This window comes from Hymenobacter nivis (genome assembly GCF_006439025.1).
Taxonomy (GTDB): domain Bacteria; phylum Bacteroidota; class Bacteroidia; order Cytophagales; family Hymenobacteraceae; genus Hymenobacter; species Hymenobacter nivis_A.
Map to the genome: position 1 here is coordinate 57,548 of NZ_RCYZ01000011.1, position 18,790 is coordinate 76,337.

An 18,790-nucleotide genomic window follows, 5' to 3' on the forward strand; every position below is an offset into this window, starting at 1 on the left:
CTTCCCCAGGGGGCTCTATTCTTTTCACTCCCTGGCGCGGACCGCTGGCCGGCCGGGGGCAATTTGCACAACGCTATGGCTACTGAGTTCACGGCCTCCTCGCAGGCGCAGGGGGGCATCGGCACGGCCGCCGCTCCGGCCACTACCCACGCCGACCACCTAGCCGGACCCGACCGCCACGAGGCGCAGCACTGGCTTTTTAAGTACGTTTTCAGCCAGGACCACAAAATGATTGCCCGGCAGTTTCTGCTCACGGGCATGTTTTGGGCGCTGGTGGGCGGGGTGCTCTCCACGCTTTTCCGGCTGCAATTGGGCTGGCCCGAGGCCACCCTGGAATGGCTTAAGCCGCTGCTGGGCAAGTGGATTGAAGGCGGCAAGCTCAACCCCGAGTTTTACCTGGCCCTGGTGACGATGCACGGCACGATTATGCTGTTTTTCGTGCTCACGGCAGGCCTCAGCGGCACGTTTGCCAACCTGCTCATTCCCCTGCAGATTGGGGCCCGGGACATGGCGTCGGGCTTCATGAACATGCTCTCGTACTGGTTCTTTTTCCTGTCGGGGGTAGTCATGTTCACGTCCTTATTCCTCGAAACCGGCCCCGCCGCCTCGGGCTGGACGGTGTACCCGCCGCTCTCGGCCCTGCCGCAGGCCATCGACGGCTCGGGCCTGGGCATGACCCTGTGGCTGGTGAGCATGGTGCTCTTCGTGGTGAGCACGCTGCTGGGCGGCGTCAACTATGTGACCACCGTGCTCAACCTACGCACCAAGGGCATGAGCATGACCAAGCTGCCGCTCACGGTGTGGGCGCTCTTTATTACGGCTATCCTGGGCATTCTCACGTTTCCGGTGCTGTTTGCGGGCCTGCTGCTGCTGGTGTTTGACCGCTCGTTTGGCACCTCGTTCTACCTATCCGACATCTATATTGCCGGGCAGGCGCTGCACAACCAGGGCGGCTCGCCGGTGCTGTTTCAGCACTTGTTCTGGTTTTTGGGCCACCCCGAGGTGTACATCGTCATCATGCCGGGCATGGGCATCGTATCCGAAATCCTGGCTACCAACGCCCGTAAGCCCGTTTTCGGCTACCGCGCCATGATTGGCTCGCTCTTCGCCATCCTCATTTTGTCGTTTGCGGTGTGGGGCCACCACATGTTCGTGACGGGCATGAACCCCTTCCTGGGGTCGGTGTTCATGTTTCTGACCCTGATTATCGCCGTGCCCTCGGCCGTGAAAAGCTTCAACTGGATTGCCACCCTCTGGCGCGGCAACATCCGGTTTACGACGGCCATGCTCTTCAGCATCGGGTTCGTGTCACTCTTCATCGCGGGCGGCCTCACGGGCATTGTGCTGGGCAACGCGGCGCTCGATATTCAGCTGCACAACACGTACTTCGTCATTGCCCACTTTCACCTGGTGATGGGCTCGGCGGCGTTCTTCGGGATGTTTGCCGGGGTGTACCACTGGTTTCCGAAGCTGTTTGGGCGGATGATGGACGAGAAGCTGGGTTATATCCACTTCTGGCTCACCTTCGTGGGCGTCTACCTCATTTTCATGCCCATGCACTACCTGGGCATTGCCGGCTTCCCGCGCCGCTACTACTCCTGGACGGCCTTCGACGCCTTTTCGCAGTTTGCCGACCTCAACCGGATGATTTCGCTGGCGGCCATCGCCGTGTTCTTCGCGCAGTTTATCTTCCTCTTCAACTTCTTTTACAGCATTTTCCGGGGCCGCCTCGCCACCCAAAATCCCTGGCACTCAAACACCCTGGAGTGGACTACGCCCATCGATGTGCCCCACGGCAACTGGCCCGGCGAAATACCCGCCGTGTACCGCTGGCCCTACGACTACAGCAAGCCCGGTGCCGACGCCGACTTCATCCCCCAAACCGTGCCCTACTCGGCCACGCCCGAGTCGAACCTGCTCGGGGAGGAGGTGCAGCTGGCCCAGGCCAGTGGCGAGTAGCCGGGCCCAACCCAGTGGCTTGCCCCTGCCGTACACGGCGGGGGCAAGCCCTTTTTTACGCTCTTTCTTACGCTTATGAATTTTCTTCGTTTCCTGGCTGCTGCGGTGGTCCTTGCCGCCCTCAGCCTCCCGGCCGCCGCCCAAAACACGCCCCGCGGCGTGCAAAAGCAGGCGCGAGCCGACCGCAAAATGGACCGCGCCCACACCCTCAAGCACGGCGAAAGCCTTAGTGAAGAGCCGAAGCTGGTGCGCCAGGAAGACCGCCGCGACCACCGCCGGGCCAAGCCCCGCCGCTAGCCCGTGGCCCGGCTGCACGCCCCGCCCGTGGCTTACACCACCGTGGCGGGCCAAAACTTGCGCCGCATCGAGTCGCTAAGCGACGGCGTATTTTCCATCGCCATGACCCTGCTAGTGCTCAACCTGCGGGTGCCGGCCGCCGACCTCGTGCGCACCGAGGCCGACGTGGGGCCGGCCCTGCTGGGGCTGCTGCCCAGCATCGGGGGCTACGTGCTGGGGTTTCTATCGCTGGGCATCTTCTGGGTGTGCCAGAGCACGCAGTTCACGTACCTGGAGCACAGCGACCGGCGGCTGGCCTGGTGGCATATTGCTTTTCTGTTGGTGGTGGGCCTGCTGCCGTTTTCAACGGCCTTTCTGACCACGCATTTTCCGCTGCGCGGGGCGGTGCTGGTGTACTGGGCCAACCTGCTGCTGGTGGGCACTGCGCTGCTGGGCAGCTACCGCTACGCCCAGCGTCACAGCCTGTTGCGGGCCGTGGATGCGGCCGTGAGCCAGGCGTTGGTGCGGCGCATCGTGCTCATGCAGGTGCTCTACGCGGCGGCGGCGGGATTGTGCTTCGTGAGCGTGTACGCCGGGGCCATCCTGCTGCTGCTGGTGCAGCTCAACTATGCCCTGGGCCTGGTGGCCGACCGCTGGCTGGGCGACTGAATTTATTGGTATTATCCTGCATGTCAGGCACTCTTCTCCCTACCCCATGCGCATTACCAAGTATATCCACTCCTGCCTGCTGTTTGAGCTAAACGGCCGGCAATTGCTGTTCGACCCCGGCAAGTTTTCCTTCACCGAAGGGCTRGTGCAGCCCGACGTGTTCAAGGACGTGGCCACGGTCATCATTACCCACGACCACCCCGACCACCTCGATGTGGACGCCCTCCAGCGCATCGTGGAGCGCAGCGGAGCCATTATTATTTCCAATGGCGAAGTGGCCGCCAAGCTGAAGCAGCAGGGGCTAGCCGTGCAAATCCACGAGGAAGGCCCGCTCGACCGGGGCGCGTTTCAGCTGCAAGCCCTGCCAGTGCGGCACGAGGCCATTCTGGACAGCCCGCTGCCCCAAATGACGGCCTGGCTGGTTAACGGCCGGGTGCTGAACCCGGCCGATTCCTTTGCCGAAAACCTGCTCCAGTTTGCGGGGGTAGAGTTGCTGATTCTGCCCGTTACCGCGCCCTTCCTCACGGAGCTGGTGGTGGCCGACTTTGCCTTGAAGATGCGGCCCCAGCAGATTTTGCCGGTGCACGACGGGTACCTCAAGCCCTTTTTCGTGCAGCAGCGCTACGACAATTATGAGCCCTATTTCGAGAAACACGGCATCAGGTTTCTGCGCCTAGCCGAGCCGGGCGATTCGGTGACGCTGGCGTAGCCTCTTTTCTGTATGACTACCCCCACTTCCTCCCCGCAGCTGGCCCTGTCCGACCGGCTAGCCCTGCAACGCACTCGCCTGGCCAACGAGCGCACCTTGCTGACCTATGTGCGCACCAGCCTGGCGCTGGTAGGCTTTGGGCTGGCCCTCATTCAGTTTCACCCCGAGCGGGGCGGGCGGCTGGGCTACACGGCCCTGGCCGTGGCGGCCGTGGTGCTGGCGGTGGGCTTATGGCGCTTTCGCGCGCACCGCCAGCAGCTAGCGGCCTGCCAGCAGGCGGCCAGCTAGCTGCTGGCGGTGCGCCACTGCGGCCGGGGCACGGGTCTAATCTAGCACCAAAAAGGCCCCTAGCGCAGGATGCGGCAGGGGCCTTTGGGGGGAGTAGCGGAGCTGACTTTAGGGCACGACTACCTCCACGGCCCCGATTTTATTGACCATGTAGGTACGGCGGTCGGGGTCGTGGGCGGTGGGCTGGGTGTGGCCGGCGCGGTCGGTGGCGCGGGCTTGCAGGGTGTAGCGGCCCGGCGCAGTGGGCGGCGTCCAGCTGAACTCCCAGAAGCGCCAGGCAAAAGGCACGGCGGCTTCGAGCAGCCGGGCGGGCTGCCAGCTGCCGCCGTTGTCGGTGCTAACTTCCACGCGGGTGACCTCGCTCTCGCCCGTCCAGGCCGCGCCGTACACGCGGTAGGGCTGGCCGGCGGGTACTTCCTCGTGCAGCGCGGGGCGGGCTATTTCGGCTTTTACCAGCATTTCCGTCACGGGCGTGAGGGTGGGTAGGCCGCGCTCGCGCTTCCAGTAAGCGTATTCCAGCGTTTGCCAGTAGCCGTCGTAGGGCACGGCGCTCACCATGATTTTGCTGAGCCACTTCACCGAGGCCATGCCGTACCAGCCGGGCACCACCAGCCGCACCGGGAAGCCGTGCTCGGGCGGCAGGGGCTGGCCGTTCATGAGGTAGGCCACCAGCACCTCGGGCTGGCGGGCCTTGGCCAGCGGCAGGCTGCGGGCAAAATGAATGGCACCCGGCGACTTGGGCTCTTCCGTGACTTCGCCCTGGTCGGTGCCCTCGAAGATGATTTCCACGGCCCCCGGCTTCACGCCGGCCCGCTCCAGCAGCGCCGAGAGGGGCACGCCGGTCCAGGTGGCATTGCCCACGCCGCCCTGCTCCCAGAGCAGGCCCTTGACCTTAGGGGCTAGCCGGGCGCGGCCGTTGCCGGCGCACTCCAGGGTAGCCGTCACGGTTTTAGAAGGCATTTTGCGCAGCTCGTCGTAGCTGATTTTCAAGGCGTTTCGCACCTCGCCCTCGATGCTGAGCTGCCAGCTCGCCGCCTCTATCGTGGGAATGTGGAAGTGGCTGCGCACGTAGAAGCGGTTGTTGGGCACCAGCCGGTCCTCCAGCGTGGGGAAGGGCAGCTCCAGGTTCATCGGCTCTTTTTCGCGGGTGATGAGGCCCGGGAACGTGCCCCGGCCCAGCGCCGCCGGGGGGCTAGCCACGGGCGTAGCGCTGGCCCAGGCCGCCGATGTGCCGGCCACGGCCAGCGCTGGCACCAGGCCACTCAAAACGGCCCGGCGGCTCAGGCCCTGGCCCGGTGCGTGCGTAGTCTCTTCCATAAAGGAGTCGGTAAATAAATTCGTGGTAGCGCACCATGCGCCCCCCGAGCGGGGTACTCCCTTAACGGGCCGCGGGCATCAGCCGTTGTCTACGGGGCTGATTGGCACTACTTGGGTGGCGCTGCCGGTTTTGCCCGCGTTGTCCACCACGGCGGCCTTGATGGTGACGCTGGTTTTGCCGGCCGGCAGCTGCAAGGTGCCGCCCACTACCCAGCCGAAGGTGGTGCGCACGTTGCAGCTGGGGTCCACCTCGCTGCCTGCCGTATCACGTAGGCAATGAGCTAAAAGTCCGCGCAACGGCCCGAACAACCCGTCTACTCGCTTACCAGCGCCGCTGGGCCATCGGCTGCTTTGGGGGCCACGACCACCCGCGTAAAGGCCTTGCCGGCCGGGTGCAAATCGCCGCTGGCAATGCGCTGCACGGGGCCGAGCGCCTGGCCCATCGCGCCGCCCTTGGCGTCGGTGTGCACGGTGGTGAGGGGGTAGGCGCGGGCGTAGGGGGCCTGGGTGGAGTTGGTGAGGTAGATGTCGTAATCCGTATTGGGGGCCAGGGCGCGCAGGTTGAAGGTGGCCAGGTCCACGAGGCCTTCCGAGCGCAGGTTCATGGTGCCGGCGGCGGGGCCAGGGGTCGGGGGCCGTAGGTTACGGATGACCGTGGCCTGGTCGATGAGCTGCTGGCCGAGGTTGGCCGCGCTGGCCACACCCGAGGGCACGGCATCGGGCACGTACATCAGCGCCATCGGGGCCTGGCCAACCTTGATTTTGCCTAGTACCCGGTTGGTGGCCGTGAGCACGGCCACCGCCGAATCGCCGTTTTCGAGGCCCACGTACACCCGACTGCCATCGCCCGCGGGCCAGATGCCGTGCGGATTGGCCCCCACCGCAATGGTCGCCAGCTGTTTAAAGCCCGCCTCGCGGCTGTACACCTTCACCACGTCTTCGCCGCCCACCGTCACGTAGGCCAGCTTACCGGTGGGTAAGTCCACCGTGGCGACGTGGTTGGTGATGGGGCCCGTCGTCAGCACGCCGTTGATGGTCAAGGTCTTGGTATCGAGCACCGATACTTTGCCCACGTCCTTGTGCGTGAACCAGATTTGCTGGCCGTCTTTGGTGGGAAAGATGTTGGGCGAGAACGGGCTGACGACAGGTATTTTCTTGATAACCTTATAGGTAGCCACGTCCACCACCGCCAGCTCGGGCGAGAAGCTGGAGCACACGAAGGCCCGCTTGCCATCGGGGCTGAAGGCGATTTGGCCCGGCCCGTTGGGCACCTGGATGCGACGGGTTTCGCGCAGCGTGGCCACGTCGATGACGGAGAGGTAGTCCTCGCCGCGCACCGTCACCCATACCTCCTTGCCATCGGGGCGGAAGGTGGGCTCGTGCGGGGCGCGGCCTACGTACACGCTGCCTTTCAGGGCGTTAGTAGCCGTTTCGATAAACGTGACGTTGTTGGAGCCCACCGACACCACGGCCAGCAGCCGGTGGTCGGGCGAGGCCCCCAGGCCGTGCACCAGCGCCTGCCCCCGGTAGAGGGCCGACGTTAAATCGGGCTGCGGCTTGCCTAGTATCACCTGGCCCAGCAGCTTGTTATCCATCGGGTCGATAACGGACACGGTGTTGGAAATCTGGTCGGCGGTATACACCCGGTCGCGGTGGCTCACGGCCTGGGCCCGGGCAGCGGTGCCGGCCAGCAGCAGGGCGGGTAGGAGAAAGTATTTCATTGACAATAAGAATGTAGCGCGGGCTCTGCGAGTCCGCGCGTGGGGTAATTCGGGCAACGCGCGGACTCGCAGAGTTCACGCTAAACGCTACCTAGGGCTTGGCCGGGTGCTGCTTCAGCCAGGCTTGCATCTGCTGAATCTCGACCTGCTGCTCGGCAATGATACTTTGGGCCAGGCGGCGCAACGCCGGGTCTTTGCCATAGAGGAGTTGCAGGCGGGCCATGTCCACGGCTCCCTGGTGGTGCGGCACCATCATGGCCGCAAAGCTGGCGTCGATGTCGGCGGGGTTGGCCCCGTCCATGCGGCGCATGCCTTCGTCCATCACCACCATTACCGAGTCCATGCCGTGCTGGAAGGCAGCCACCGGGCTGCCGGGTTTGGCGGCGGGCATCGTCATACCGGCCATGCCGGCGTGGCTCATGCCGGCCATGTGGTGCTGGGCCCGGGCGGCGGAGGTGGTCCCGAGCAACAGGCCGAAAAGCAGGAGGGTGTTTTTCACGTTCGTTTTGGCGACCAGGTAATAGCGTTGGCCGCTCAAACGTACGGGCTTCGCGGGGCGCTAGCTACGGCCCGGCGGTGAGTTGGCCTTATTTCGGGTTGAATTGGCTTTTTTTTGGTGAGGCGGGCCGCTAGCACAGTCTGCCCCTCACCCAAACCGCTTTAAAAACTGCTGAATAACTGTGTTGTAGCTGCGCGACGACGTAACGTGCAGCCCATTCGCCATCCGAAACACATACTCGCCGTGCGCCCACGGCTTAAACTCCACAATATGCTCGGTCTGAATAACAACCGAGCGGTGGATGCGCAGAAAATGGGCCGGGTCGAGGCGCTCGGCCAGCTGGCTTAGGGTGGCCCGCAGCGGGTGGGTGGCCCCGGCCAGGTGCAGCAGCACGCCGCTGCTGGTGGCTTCGAGGTAGCACACGTCGGCGGCGGGCACGAAAAACTGCCGCTCCGGCTGCTTCACCAGGAAACGGTCCTGATAGTCGGGTAGGGGGGTAGGGGCGGCCGGGGGCCAGGCGCGGAGCAGGGCTGCCAGGCCGGCCCCGGCGGCGTAGGTATCGCGCTGGCTTATTTGTAGTTGCACCCGGTGCACACAGTCGGCAAAGCGGTCGGGGTCGAGGGGCTTCAATAGGTAATCGACCGCGTGCAGGCCGAAGGCGGCCACGGCGTACTGGTCGTAGGCCGTCACGAACACCACCAGGGGGAGGGGCTGACCGACGGCCCGCAGCTGTTGCAGCACCTGCACCCCGTCGAGGCCGGGCATCTGCACGTCCAGAAACACCACGTCGTAGCCGCCGGCTTGCAGGGCAGCCAGGGCCTCGGGGCCGTTGGTGCACTCGCCGGCCACGGCCAGGGCGGGGAAGTCGGCTAGCAACTCGCGCAGCAAGTGGCGGGCCAGCGGCTCATCATCGACCAGCAGAGTACGGATGCTAGCGCTCATGCTGTTACGAGAGATTGGCTGGCTGGCGCGGCGGCCACGAAGGGCAGCGACAGCCGCAGGCAGTAGCCCTGGCCGGGAGCGGTGTCCACGGTTACGGCGTAGTCGGGGCCATAGCGGGTGGCCAGGCGGCTTTCGAGGTTGCGCAGGCCGATGCCGCGGGCGGCGGTGTTGGTGGTGCCCCGGCCGTTGTCCTGCACTTGCACCAGCAGCCGCCCACCCTGCTGCCGGGCGCTGATGGCCAGCTCGCCCGCGCCCGCCTGCGGGGCCAGGCCGTGGCGCACGGCGTTCTCCACCACCGGCTGCAACAGCAGGGCCGGCAGTAGCGCGCCCTCGGTGCCGGGCGCGATGTCGTAGGCCACGGCCAGGCGGTCGGGAAAGCGGGTTTGCTCAATTTCGAGGTAGAGGCGCGTTAAGTGCAGCTCCTGCGCCAGGGTCACCTCGTGGGCATCGGCGCCGTCGAGCACCAGCCGCAGAAACTGGCTGAGCTGGGCCAGCATCCGGCGGGCGGCCTTCACGTCGGCACTCATCAAAGCCGATACTGCATTGAGCGAGTTGAAGAGAAAATGGGGCTGGAGCTGCATTTTGAGCGCTTGCAACTGCGCCTGCACCAGCTGGGTTTCGAGCTGGGCGGCCCGCAGCTGGCCCTCCCGAAACCGCTCGCGGTACTGCACGGCGTAGGCAATGCAGAGCAGCATCCAGTAGATGGGCACCCAGTTGTTGGCATTGGCCACCACGCTGGCCAGCGAAAAGCCGCCCGGCAAGGCCCCCACCGCGTCCATCGCCCCAGCATACACGAGGCGGTAGGTCAGGGTGAGCCCGTAGCTGGCCGCCGCGTGCGCCAGCAGCTTGGGCAGCCAGCGCCGCCGCTCGGTGAGGTCGAAGCGGGCCGCCAGCGCAAACACCACTGGCGTCAACAGCCCCCAAATCAGCCCGTGCAGCAAGCGCCCGCCCAGCGCCTCGCGCCAGTCGGTGGGCGTGCCGGCCGACAGGTTTTGCCCAAAAATCAGCAGCACCATGAAGCCGCTGAATAGCAGCCAGGCCAGCGCAATTACCGGCCCCGCCACCAGGGGCGGCCGGGGAGTAGTGGCTGAAAAAGGCTGCTCGGCGCGCATGGGCCAAAGGTAGCGCAGAGCCGGGGCTAGTGGCCTTAGTTAAAAGTTTGGTACAGATGTTACATCAGTCTAGCTATCGAGCTGATAAACAAGCACGAAGCACAAAAACGGACGTTTTTTGAGGCATTAGCCCGTTTTGCATTTCCCTAACGGGAATTTCTGTTCCTACTCTTGCGCTACCCCTATCAAACGAGATTAATCCTGCGCCCCTAGTGTGCGGAGCCTTTCTTTCTTCCCGCCGGACTTTTTCCGGCCGCACACATTTGAAGCGTTTTCAGACCCTCTGAGAGGGGCTTCTTTTTTTGTGTATAGATTCCTGCGTTGAGTACAGTTCGTGCCACAGGCATAACCTCTAGGCCGAATACTGGCCTTTTAAGGCGCTAGGCCGTCCCAACACCTCTCTGAAAGCCAATCGTTGCTTGACTTCGGGTTACTATTCTTAATCTTCTTTATTCTTCTAATCTATACGGAGTAGGTGAACGAAATAAGACAGGGTGGGGAACAAAATAAGACAGATGCGGTGAATGAAATAAGACAGTGGTGAACGAAATAAGACAGTAGGTGAACGAAATAAGACAGGTTGGTGAACCAAATAAGACAGTATAAAAAAGTAATAAAAAAAGTCCACCCGAATACGGAAATGGACTTTTTTATACTGCCACAACTACTTGATTTATACTGACTTTATCTCTCCATTTGCTTAGCTACAGCCACCAGATTTTGTTGAAAGTTCAGTTGATTCTTCTGTGACTTCTGGCGCTTCTGTTCCTCAGCCTCAGCTTTCGCTATTTCAGGCTTCTTGGTGAGCAGCACTTGGTACTTGTCCTCAATTGTGCCGTCGGCTTGGCGATGGTCAGTAGACCCGATTTTGGTGACCTCAGCTGTGAAAGGAATGCTATTCAAAGCACAGACCCGGGCGAGAAACCCACGCAGTAAGCTCGCAGCTTTCTTGGATGGGGTTTTCTCGAAACCTGCGATTTCCTTGAGCTCGTCGAAGTTCTCTATAAACTTCAGCTTGCCCTTGTTGTCCTTGCTGCACCAGAGGCCCCAGGCATAGCGCATTCGCAGATACAGGAAGCGGCCCACGGTCCAGCTGCTACCCGTTGGCTCCTGCTCAGTGCCAGCCGTGCGCAGGCTAGCATAGTCGGGTAGGGTAATGAGCTGACTCAGGAAGTGATTATTCTGCACGAAGTCAGGATTCACCGACATGGTATACCGCACAAACGAGCGGTCGCGACGCGTTATGGTCAAGCCTTTGAACAACTTGAGGCTGCCCAGCACATAGCGAGTCTCGCGCTTGGGACCAGCCACCCGGTACTCCTTCGAGTCGTAGAGCATGGAGTGGGCCGACATGCTGAAGAGCACCGCGTCCAGAATCGTGCGGCCGTAATCGGCTCGAAACTTGGGCTGCAAGGCAAAAATGACCTGGCCACCCTTCGTCATAGGTTGTAGCAGCGAGTTGCGGCTATGGCCGAAAAGGGTGTAAAAGTCTGACGCGTGAAACGTAATGCTAGGGGTATCAAGCAACAGGGCCAGGTTCTGGCGAAAGCTCGGAATGAACGTCTCTTTAGCCACCCACATGATTAAGTCAATGGCCAGCCCACGGTAGGGCCCGTACTGCCGTACCTCGTGGGGGTAACGGCAGATATTGGAGTCCAAGTAAATGGTCTCTATATTTGTCATGCGAATCCTATTTGTTTTAGACGGGAGTCTCTGTTTGCAGCAGGGGCTCCCGTTGTCGTTTTGGATGGGTGTAGCAAGGTACTACTATTTCTAGCCTTGTTCCTATTTTGGCAACAAGGCAGAAACAGCAGAAAGGAATAAGCTTGCTGATAATCAGCTTACAGCGTCGTTTCTTTCGCCTTTCGCGGGTAGTATTTGCGGCCCACCACCTGCTCTTGAGCCTCTTTGCTCTTCTCGGCCACCTGCGGATTGTGCTCGGCCTGCGCCAGCACCACCCGCATCACTTCCTTGATTGGTTGCCCAATGAGGTTGGCCAGTAGCATAAGTTCTCCGACGGTGAACAGCGACGGGTCAGCCTCGCGACTCTTAAACTTCGGGTGGCCCATAACCAGCGCTTTCATAAAGTCGCGGTCAGTAAAACGGTTATCCGCACGCAGCAGCTGGCTGAAGGTCTGAGTAGGCTCCGGTTTCATAAGGGACGAAAGTACCGCTAGCCCCGCAATAAAGGCGTGTAGCTTCGCCACAGTCAGATAACTACAGGGAAAAAAGAGCCGGGCGGGCGACTCCTAAAGCCCCGACCTGCTAGTAAGCAAGCCGGGGCCGTTAGTGATTAGCTGCGGGCGCGCAGCGTCAGGGGGTCGTACTGCTGAGCTAGTCGGTCCTGGGCCGCCTCGGCTAGTCCCTGCGTAAGCTCCGGCCGGTTGAGTAGGGTCACTACCTTCTGCTGCTGGTCGTTGTACTCACTACTCAAATCGTGGTGCGCCAGCACGTAGAGCAGCAAGCGGGTCAGCACTTCCTCGGTTGGGGCGGTGGCCTGGACCTGCGCCCGTACCCATTGACGGTACTCGTCGCCGCGCAGGGCCTTGCGGGTTTTATCCAGCATAACGGACCATTTCCAATCACGCACTAAGTGGGCCAGCACTAGCTCGTCTAGCGCAGTACGGTGGTGAAGCAGCCGCTCCGTAATGGCTTCCCCAAGTAGCACACGCCGCACTTGTCCGCCTTCCTCATCGGGCTGCCCCAGTAGCACCACGACGCGGCCCGCCAGCACGGATTTAGTCGCCTGCTGGGTCAGCCGCTTGCGGCGGGCTTCCTGCTGAGCCTCCTGGTGGTTCTTTTGAGCCGCTGCGGATAGCCCCACCAACAGAATGCGCACGGCGTGGGCCTGCTGTGGCCCGTCGATGAACACGCCGGCCACGGTGCCTTTTTTCTTCTTGCTCACTTCGTAACGGCCGGGCGACAAGGCCCCAGCCGGCGTTTCGTAGGAGCGGCTGGAAAGCAGGTAGGCGGGCTGCTGGTCGGTGCTGTTCTCCTTAATAGCCAGCGCAGTGCGGCGGGCCAGCTTCACGCCCCAGCACCCCTTGTCAAGGCAGGAATCTTTCCCTTTACCGGGCTGCTCGAACAGCACCCCAGCGCAGCTGCTCCGCTTTGGACACGTAGCGCAAGCCCCGGCCTGGGGGTAAAGGTTGGCATCATAGAGGCCCCAAGGGGCAGCACTTAATATGTGCGTTTCGCTTTGCAGCCAGTATTTTACCGTGCTTTCGCTTAGCGTCGCGTCGCGCTGATTTTTATAGTTCTCCGCAGCCAAACGCGCCTGCACCGCTTGCGGCCACCGGGCCAACTCCTCGGCGGCGGCCAGCGTGAGCTTGTCGGCGCGAAGCGCCCGTAGCCAGGTACCAACCAATTGACTCACGGCCTTGCGCTGGGCCACCCAGCGCAGCGGCTTCCCGAGGCGACTAGCTATCTCCTGATACGTCGCGCCGTTCTCGCTGAGCTTACCCACGGCCACGGCCTCGTCGGCCGGGTGTGGGTTTTCACGCTGCACATTTTCAATCAGGCGGGCTTCCTCGGCCTGCTGCGCGCTCATTTCGCGCACGTTGCACAAGATGGTAGGCAGTCCAGCCCGTTCGTGGGCCGCGTAACGCCGCGCCCCCGCCACTAGGGCGAAGTACTTGCCCTCAACGGGTTCCGCCAGCGGGCGTACCGTAATGGGCTGAATAAGGCCCGAATGTCGAATGCTCTCGGTCAATTCCTCTAGGCCCGGCGCACTCATGGCCGTGCGGTAGTTACCACCGATGTACAACGCATCAAGGGGAAAATGGCGTAGCTCAATACCCATTAGGGCCACGGCGGCAACGGGTTGAAGCGCGATGGCTTCAGTAGGCTCGGCAGCAGCTGCCAGCGTTTCTAATTTTAGGGCTCCCATGTTACTAAACAAGATTTTAACGGTTTGACGAGTCACTACTCTGCTCCCACTTAGTACCGGGTAGGGGGGCCTACCCGGTACCATTGGGGCGACTTAGGCGGCCAGCATCATCGGCTGGTCCACAGCGGCCGAACCGCTCGGCAACGCCGGTATCTCCGGCTGGGGTGGCTCGTGGCCTAAAATCAGGTTAGCGGCTTTCTGCGCGTGACTGGCCGCCTGTATCAATAGCTTCTTATCGTTGCGCAGGCAACCCAGCCAGAATTGCAGGTAAGCGGCCGTATTCTCGTCCGTGGCTTCGGGGCTGATACCGGCCGCGCCGCACAGGAAGGCCGCCCCCATTTCGGCAGTCAACTCCTCGCGGGCGTACCCGGCGGCTCCCTTCGTGGCCATGTTATTGGCTAGGTCGGGGCGGTTGAGGCGTTTGGGGTGGCCGGTGGCGTGGGTAAACTCGTGGAACAGCGTTTTATAGTAGTGTTCCGCGTTTATGAAACTGCCGAAAGCGGGCAGGTTCACGTAGTCCTGACCGGGCACGTAGTAGGCCCGCTGGTCGAGGCTAGTGAGGCGGGGGCGGTCCGCCCAGCTGGTTACGATGGCCTCCGCCACTTCGAGCGGCTGGTGCTTACCGGCCACTTCTTCGGGCAGTAGTAGGTTCACGCCCTCCACGTCGGACACGTTGAAAACGGTCGAGTAACGAACGAAGGCCCGGCGCTCGGTATCATCGTCCGATTGCGCGCCCTCTTTCATTTTCTCGGTGACGTTGTAGAAAATGATGGGGAAGCCTTTGGCACCCTTGCGAATATTGCCGCCCAGCTTTTTTGCCTGCTGGAACGTCAAGAACAACGGCGCGCCTTCGCTGAGGAAGTGCAGCAGAAAGGCGTTGATGCCCGTGTACACGTGCTGCGTGGCGTAGTTACGGGGCGAGCCCAGCGAGTGCCAGGGCTTTTGCCACGGAATTTGTCCGGCCTCCATCTTTTCCAAGATGCGGTCAGTGATTACCTGGTAGGCGTCGGCTTTTGCAGCGCCGGCACCTGGGGTAGGAGTGTTGCGAACACTATCCATTTTGTGAGGGGTTTTAGGAGGGGCTTCGTTACCCTTTCCTTACTATAAAGATAGCACTTTGTTGCTAAAGTAGCAACAAAGTGAGCAAGTATTTTGCTGCTTTTTCTATCTTTTTCCCCCTCCCAAAACTTGCATACCAGCCTGTAGAAGCACTTTTTTCTTCCCTTAAGTTACCCGTTTTCCAACGACTGCACTAGAAAATAAGGGTCTACTATAAAGTCTAGAAAGCAACTCATCTTGCACTCTCACCAGAAGGCAAATGCCACAAAAAAAGCCCGCTTCCAGTCGGAAACGGGCTTCTCAAACTAACCTTTTTTACTGGGCACCACCTTGCTCGTGCGCGTGCAGGGGCTCGTGGTCGCCGTGCTCGTGCGAGTGGTGCAGGGCGGCTTCCTCGGCGTGCTTCTGCGCGTGGGAGGCGAAACCGTAGGCCGTGTAGCCGTGGTGAGCGGCCTTTTCGTGGTCCCCTTTTTTGAGGTGCTCCACGGCGGCGCGGTGGTTTTGCACCGCGTGCTCGAAGTAGTGGGCGGCCTTCTGGTGGGCCTCAATGATTTTCTGGTGTTCTTCGGGATGGTCAGCCATCGTCGTGAAGGGAAAAGTGGAAATGAAGTGGTTCGGGTAAAAAAGAAGGGTAGCGTTGAACCGGGGCGCAGTCTTCGGAAGCGAATAAGCAATTGTGAAACAGCCGCTAGGCAACCATGCCCAGTAGCAGAAACAAAAGAAAGCCCACGAAAAAGGCCAGCGTGAGCAGCGGCGTTTCGGCTTCCTCGTGGGCCTCGGTCAGCAGTTCCTCGGTAACCAGGAAGAGCAGGGCGGCCAGGCCGAAGGAGAGCACGATTTCGAGCACGTTGCCGGTCGCCCCGCGCAGCACGGTAGTGCCGATGCCGGCCCCGAGCAGCAGCATGAGCGAGGTGCCGGCCACAATGGCCACGGACCGCCCCTTGCTGTGCCCACCGTCGCGCAGCTCCACGGCCGTCGCCAGGCCCAGCGACAGCAGCTCGATGGTGAGCGCAATAGCCAGCAGGGTGCCTTCTTTGGCCCCGGCCGCGAAGCCGATGCCGAGCAGCAGCCCGTCGATGAGAATATCAATGCCGATGGCCACGAGCAAGCCCCACGGCAGCGGGGCCGCCGTAGTGGCGGGCACCACCGCTGACGCGGGCGCGGCGGCTGCCTGCTTTTCCAGGCGCTGGGTAAGGGTGCGCAGCCCGAGCATGGCGGCCACGCCCAGGCCGAAGCCCAGGGCCACTTCGTAGGGCGCGTGGTGCTGCACGATATCGGGCAGCAGTTCGACGGCCACTACGGAGAAGATGACGCCGGCCGCAAAGTGCAGGATGGCGCTGCGCAGCTGCGGGCCGGGGGCGCGCCAAACGGCCAGGCCCGCGCCGGCAATCATCACGATGGCGGGCAGCAGCGAGAAGCCGAGCAGGGTGGTCCAGGACGGGGTAGCGGCGGTGGGAATGGTCAGCAGCATGGGCTTAGGGCTGGCTGGTGAAGTCCATGCGCTGGATGCGCACGGCGTTGAGAATCGCCAGCAGGGCTACCCCCACGTCGGCAAACACGGCTTCCCACATGGTGGCCAGACCCCCCGCGCCCAAGGCCAGCACGACGGCCTTCACGGCGAAGGCCAGCCAGATATTCTGCCACACGATGGTGTGGGTGGTGCGGGCAATGCGGCGGGCGGTGGCGATTTTGCTGGGGTGGTCGGTTTGGATGACGACATCGGCCGTTTCGATGGTGGCGTCGGAGCCGAGCCCGCCCATGGCGATGCCCACGTCGGCCAGGGCCACGACCGGGGCGTCGTTCACCCCGTCGCCCACGAAGGCCAGCTTGCGGCCTTCGGTGAGATACTGCTGCACGTAGCGGGCCTTGTCCTCGGGCAGCAGGCCGCCGTGGGCCTCGGTGATGCCCAGCTCTTTGGCCACGCGCTGCACGATGCTGTCCTTGTCGCCGGAGAGCATGACGAGCCTGGTGATGCCATCGGCCCGCAGCTCGCGCACGGCCTGGGCGGCGTCTTCCTTGGGGGCGTCGGCGACGGTCAGGTAGCCGGCGTACCGGCCATCGACGGCGGCTACCACGATGCTGTCGGCCACCTGGTCCACGGCGGGGGGGTAGGCAATACTAAATTTTTGCAGCAGCTTGGTGTTGCCGGCCAGCACGTCGCGGCCGTCCACCTTGCCCCGTAGGCCGTAGCCGGGTATTTCCTCCACGTCTTCAACCGGAATGCCCGCGCTGGCCGCGCCGACGTGGGCCACTACTGCCTTGGCAATGGGGTGGGTCGATTTGCTTTCCAGGGCCCCGACCAGCCGCAGCAGCTGCGCGGGCGCGGTGCCGGGCGCGGGCTGCACCTGCTGCACTTCGAACACGCCCTTGGTGAGGGTACCGGTCTTGTCCAGCACCACGGTATCGATTTCGCGCAGCACGTCCAAAAAGTTGGAGCCCTTGAAGAGGATGCCGGCCTTGGATGCCGCGCCGATGCCGCCGAAGTAGCCCAGCGGAATGCTGATAACCAGCGCGCAGGGGCACGAAATAACCAGAAACACCAGCGCCCGGTAGAGCCAGTCGCGGAACACGTAGTCCGGCACCACGAAGTAGGGCACCAGCACCAGCAGCGCGGCCAGTAGCACCACAATGGGCGTGTAGACCTTGGCGAACTTGGTGATGAACTGCTGGGTCTTGGCCTTGCGGCCCACCGCGTCCTGCACCATGGCCAGAATCTTGCTCAGCTTGGTATCCTGGAAAGCCGCCGTGACGGTGACCTGGGCCAGCGTGTCGAGGTTCAGCATGCCGGCCAGCACGGCCTCGCCGGGCTGCTTGGTCTGGGGGGCCGACTCGCCGGTGAGCGCGGCGGTGTTGAAGCTGGCCGGGCGGGCGTTCAGCGTGCCATCGAGGGCCACTTTTTCGCCGGGCTTCACTTCCATCACATCGCCCACCAGCACGGCTTTGGGGTCGATGACCAGGGACTGGCCGGCGCGCACGACGGTGACTTCGGTGGCCTGAATTTCGAGCAGGGCGCGAATGCTGCGCTTGGCCCGGTTCACGGCCGCGTCCTGAAACAGCTCGCCCACCGTGTAGAACAGCATTACGGCCACGCCTTCGGGGTACTCGCCGATAGCGAACGCCCCGATGGTGGCGATGCTCATGAGTAGAAACTCATTGAAGATGTTGCCGCTGGGAATGCTGAGCACGGCGGCCTTGACCACGTTCCAGCCCACCAGCGCGAAGGCCAGCCCGTACCACGCCGGGCGCACGTAGCCGGTGAAGAAGCCTACCTTATAGTAGTCCAGCGCCAGGCCGACCAGCAGCAGCGCCAGGCTGATGCCGGGTAGCAGGTACGGATTGGCGCCGGCGGGGCCGTGGTCATGGTCGTGCTCGTCATCGTCCGTAAGGCTCAGTTCGCCGGGGTCGTGGGAGTGGCCGGCGTGGTCGTGGCCTTTGTGCTCGTGGTGCGCGTGGCCGGCATGGTCGTGCGCGTCCTCGGCAGAGGCGTGGTCGTGGCCGGGCACGTCGTGGCCCTGGGCTTCGGTGGCCGCCGCGGGCGTGAGTTGGTCGCGACTAAGGGCACCCACATTTTCAAGCTGCACCTGCTTGGCGGTGTTCAGCTCTTCGTTGGTGTTGGGAGAAGCAGGGTCGGGCATGGTATTAAAATCAAGTCAATTAGCGAAAAGGGCTGGGTTGGGGCTACCAGTCCATGAAAAAGCCGGCTAGGCCCACGGCCACCAGCACGGCCCCGGTGAGGCGGCGCTCGTAGCGGGCGAAGCCGGCCAGCGGCAGGCGGTGCAGACCGCGGTGCGCCAGGGCCACCAGCGCGCACATGGCGGCCACGGTCACGACCAGGTACACGGCCATGAGCAGCACCAGCGCGGCCGGCCCGCGGGTGCCGGCCGTGAGAAAGAAGGTCTGGATTTCGAGGCAGGGGGCCAGAAACATGGTCAGGGCCAGGCCCAGCACCAACTGGCGCGGCCGGCGGGCCGGGGCCGGTTCGGGGTGGGCATGCCCCGGCCCCGAGCGGGCGTAGAACAGGCCGATGCTCACCAGCAGCGCCGGGGCGGCCCAGCCGGCAGCTTGCGCGAAGCGCGCCGAAAGCCGCCAGCCCAGCAGCCCCAGCGCCAAACCCAGCAGTACCGTGCTCAGCACGTGCGCCAGGCCGGCCACCGCCGTCAGGCCCACGGCCCGGCCTAGGGGCCAGCGCTCGGCGCGCGCCACGGCCAGCACCGGTGCCCAGTGGTTGGGAATGGCGGCGTGCAGGAGGCTAAGGAGCAAGGTGCCGGTGAGTAGTTCGAGCATGGGGCGGAGGGGGTAGGGCAAGCGCACCGCCGGTTGCGCCCGCAAAATTCGCGCGCCGGGCAATGC

At 63.0% G+C, this 18,790-nt stretch carries 19 protein-coding genes; 5 read left to right on the forward strand and 14 right to left on the reverse strand.

Annotation, left to right across the window (positions count from 1 at the left end; genetic code table 11):
- Positions 1–75 precede the first annotated feature (75 nt).
- The 5 genes from EAH73_RS20660 (at position 76) to EAH73_RS20680 (ending at position 3,901) form a co-directional block, all read left to right on the forward strand.
- Positions 76–1,959 carry a cbb3-type cytochrome c oxidase subunit I gene (locus EAH73_RS20660; RefSeq protein WP_140469333.1) on the forward strand — a complete coding sequence of 628 codons (1,884 nt, stop codon included), beginning with the start codon at positions 76–78 and terminating at the stop codon, positions 1,957–1,959.
- Between the two features lie 75 nt (positions 1,960–2,034).
- On the forward strand, positions 2,035–2,256 hold the full coding sequence (locus EAH73_RS20665) for a hypothetical protein (protein WP_140469334.1): 222 nt from the start codon (positions 2,035–2,037) through the stop codon (positions 2,254–2,256).
- Positions 2,257–2,259: 3 nt separating this feature from the next.
- A complete protein-coding gene (locus EAH73_RS20670) occupies positions 2,260–2,904 on the forward strand; it encodes a TMEM175 family protein (RefSeq protein ID WP_140469335.1) in 645 nt (214 codons plus the stop codon).
- A gap of 46 nt (positions 2,905–2,950) precedes the next feature.
- On the forward strand, positions 2,951–3,613 hold the full coding sequence (locus tag EAH73_RS20675; RefSeq protein WP_140469336.1) for an MBL fold metallo-hydrolase: 663 nt from the start codon (positions 2,951–2,953) through the stop codon (positions 3,611–3,613).
- A gap of 12 nt (positions 3,614–3,625) precedes the next feature.
- The gene (locus EAH73_RS20680; protein ID WP_140469337.1) at positions 3,626–3,901 is read left to right on the forward strand and encodes a DUF202 domain-containing protein; all 276 of its coding nucleotides are present in this window, start codon (positions 3,626–3,628) and stop codon (positions 3,899–3,901) included.
- A gap of 108 nt (positions 3,902–4,009) precedes the next feature.
- Here EAH73_RS20680 and EAH73_RS20685 read toward each other — a convergent pair whose 3' ends face one another.
- From EAH73_RS20685 to EAH73_RS20750, 14 genes are all read right to left on the reverse strand, one after another.
- Positions 4,010–5,218, reverse strand: coding sequence for a sulfite oxidase (locus EAH73_RS20685; RefSeq protein ID WP_140469338.1), 1,209 nt, complete (start codon positions 5,216–5,218; stop codon positions 4,010–4,012).
- 78 nt (positions 5,219–5,296) lie between these two features.
- Positions 5,297–5,467: a hypothetical protein gene (locus EAH73_RS20690; protein ID WP_240047356.1), complete on the reverse strand. Its 171-nt coding sequence runs from the start codon at positions 5,465–5,467 to the stop codon at positions 5,297–5,299.
- A 65-nt stretch (positions 5,468–5,532) separates the two neighbouring features.
- Positions 5,533–6,939 (reverse strand): YncE family protein, encoded by a 1,407-nt coding sequence (locus EAH73_RS20695; RefSeq protein WP_140469339.1) that lies wholly within the window; start codon positions 6,937–6,939, stop codon positions 5,533–5,535.
- Between the two features lie 91 nt (positions 6,940–7,030).
- Positions 7,031–7,438 (reverse strand): DUF305 domain-containing protein, encoded by a 408-nt coding sequence (locus EAH73_RS20700; RefSeq protein ID WP_198992708.1) that lies wholly within the window; start codon positions 7,436–7,438, stop codon positions 7,031–7,033.
- Positions 7,439–7,585: 147 nt separating this feature from the next.
- Positions 7,586–8,380, reverse strand: a complete 795-nt coding sequence (locus tag EAH73_RS20705; protein WP_140469340.1) for a LytR/AlgR family response regulator transcription factor — start codon at positions 8,378–8,380, stop codon at positions 7,586–7,588.
- Entirely contained in the window at positions 8,377–9,492 is a 1,116-nt protein-coding gene (locus EAH73_RS20710) for a sensor histidine kinase (RefSeq protein ID WP_140469341.1), read from the reverse strand. The genes EAH73_RS20705 and EAH73_RS20710 overlap by 4 nt, the downstream gene beginning before the upstream one ends.
- Positions 9,493–10,176: 684 nt before the next feature.
- Positions 10,177–11,151, reverse strand: a complete 975-nt coding sequence (locus EAH73_RS20715; RefSeq protein WP_140469342.1) for a hypothetical protein — start codon at positions 11,149–11,151, stop codon at positions 10,177–10,179.
- A 182-nt stretch (positions 11,152–11,333) separates the two neighbouring features.
- Positions 11,334–11,648, reverse strand: coding sequence for a hypothetical protein (locus EAH73_RS20720; protein WP_140469343.1), 315 nt, complete (start codon positions 11,646–11,648; stop codon positions 11,334–11,336).
- 137 nt (positions 11,649–11,785) lie between these two features.
- Positions 11,786–13,294, reverse strand: a complete 1,509-nt coding sequence (locus tag EAH73_RS20725; RefSeq protein WP_240047358.1) for a ParB/RepB/Spo0J family partition protein — start codon at positions 13,292–13,294, stop codon at positions 11,786–11,788.
- A 180-nt stretch (positions 13,295–13,474) separates the two neighbouring features.
- Positions 13,475–14,440: an ArdC family protein gene (locus tag EAH73_RS20730; RefSeq protein WP_140469345.1), complete on the reverse strand. Its 966-nt coding sequence runs from the start codon at positions 14,438–14,440 to the stop codon at positions 13,475–13,477.
- A gap of 315 nt (positions 14,441–14,755) precedes the next feature.
- Positions 14,756–15,022, reverse strand: a complete 267-nt coding sequence (locus tag EAH73_RS20735) for a hypothetical protein (protein ID WP_140469346.1) — start codon at positions 15,020–15,022, stop codon at positions 14,756–14,758.
- 106 nt (positions 15,023–15,128) lie between these two features.
- Positions 15,129–15,911: a ZIP family metal transporter gene (locus tag EAH73_RS20740; RefSeq protein ID WP_240047357.1), complete on the reverse strand. Its 783-nt coding sequence runs from the start codon at positions 15,909–15,911 to the stop codon at positions 15,129–15,131.
- 4 nt (positions 15,912–15,915) lie between these two features.
- Complete coding sequence (locus EAH73_RS20745) at positions 15,916–18,075, reverse strand: heavy metal translocating P-type ATPase (RefSeq protein ID WP_140469347.1); 2,160 nt, start codon at positions 18,073–18,075, stop codon at positions 15,916–15,918.
- Positions 18,076–18,118: 43 nt separating this feature from the next.
- Positions 18,119–18,724, reverse strand: coding sequence for a hypothetical protein (locus tag EAH73_RS20750; protein WP_140469348.1), 606 nt, complete (start codon positions 18,722–18,724; stop codon positions 18,119–18,121).
- Between the last annotated feature and the right edge of the window lie 66 nt (positions 18,725–18,790).

What these genes read in the sequence shown, in the direction of transcription:
- EAH73_RS20735 (WP_140469346.1), bottom strand. Translation starts at nt 15,022, where the DNA reads ATGGCTGACCATCCCGAAGAACACCAGAAAATCATTGAGGCCCACCAG.
- EAH73_RS20720 (WP_140469343.1), bottom strand. Translation starts at nt 11,648, where the DNA reads ATGAAACCGGAGCCTACTCAGACCTTCAGCCAGCTGCTGCGTGCGGAT.
- EAH73_RS20730 (WP_140469345.1), bottom strand. Translation starts at nt 14,440, where the DNA reads ATGGATAGTGTTCGCAACACTCCTACCCCAGGTGCCGGCGCTGCAAAA.
- EAH73_RS20680 (WP_140469337.1), top strand. Translation starts at nt 3,626, where the DNA reads ATGACTACCCCCACTTCCTCCCCGCAGCTGGCCCTGTCCGACCGGCTA.
- EAH73_RS20740 (WP_240047357.1), bottom strand. Translation starts at nt 15,911, where the DNA reads ATGCTGCTGACCATTCCCACCGCCGCTACCCCGTCCTGGACCACCCTG.
- EAH73_RS20665 (WP_140469334.1), top strand. Translation starts at nt 2,035, where the DNA reads ATGAATTTTCTTCGTTTCCTGGCTGCTGCGGTGGTCCTTGCCGCCCTC.
- EAH73_RS20745 (WP_140469347.1), bottom strand. Translation starts at nt 18,075, where the DNA reads ATGCCCGACCCTGCTTCTCCCAACACCAACGAAGAGCTGAACACCGCC.
- EAH73_RS20710 (WP_140469341.1), bottom strand. Translation starts at nt 9,492, where the DNA reads ATGCGCGCCGAGCAGCCTTTTTCAGCCACTACTCCCCGGCCGCCCCTG.
- EAH73_RS20695 (WP_140469339.1), bottom strand. Translation starts at nt 6,939, where the DNA reads ATGAAATACTTTCTCCTACCCGCCCTGCTGCTGGCCGGCACCGCTGCC.
- EAH73_RS20750 (WP_140469348.1), bottom strand. Translation starts at nt 18,724, where the DNA reads ATGCTCGAACTACTCACCGGCACCTTGCTCCTTAGCCTCCTGCACGCC.
- EAH73_RS20705 (WP_140469340.1), bottom strand. Translation starts at nt 8,380, where the DNA reads ATGAGCGCTAGCATCCGTACTCTGCTGGTCGATGATGAGCCGCTGGCC.
- EAH73_RS20725 (WP_240047358.1), bottom strand. Translation starts at nt 13,294, where the DNA reads ATGGGTATTGAGCTACGCCATTTTCCCCTTGATGCGTTGTACATCGGT.
- EAH73_RS20685 (WP_140469338.1), bottom strand. Translation starts at nt 5,218, where the DNA reads ATGGAAGAGACTACGCACGCACCGGGCCAGGGCCTGAGCCGCCGGGCC.
- EAH73_RS20660 (WP_140469333.1), top strand. Translation starts at nt 76, where the DNA reads ATGGCTACTGAGTTCACGGCCTCCTCGCAGGCGCAGGGGGGCATCGGC.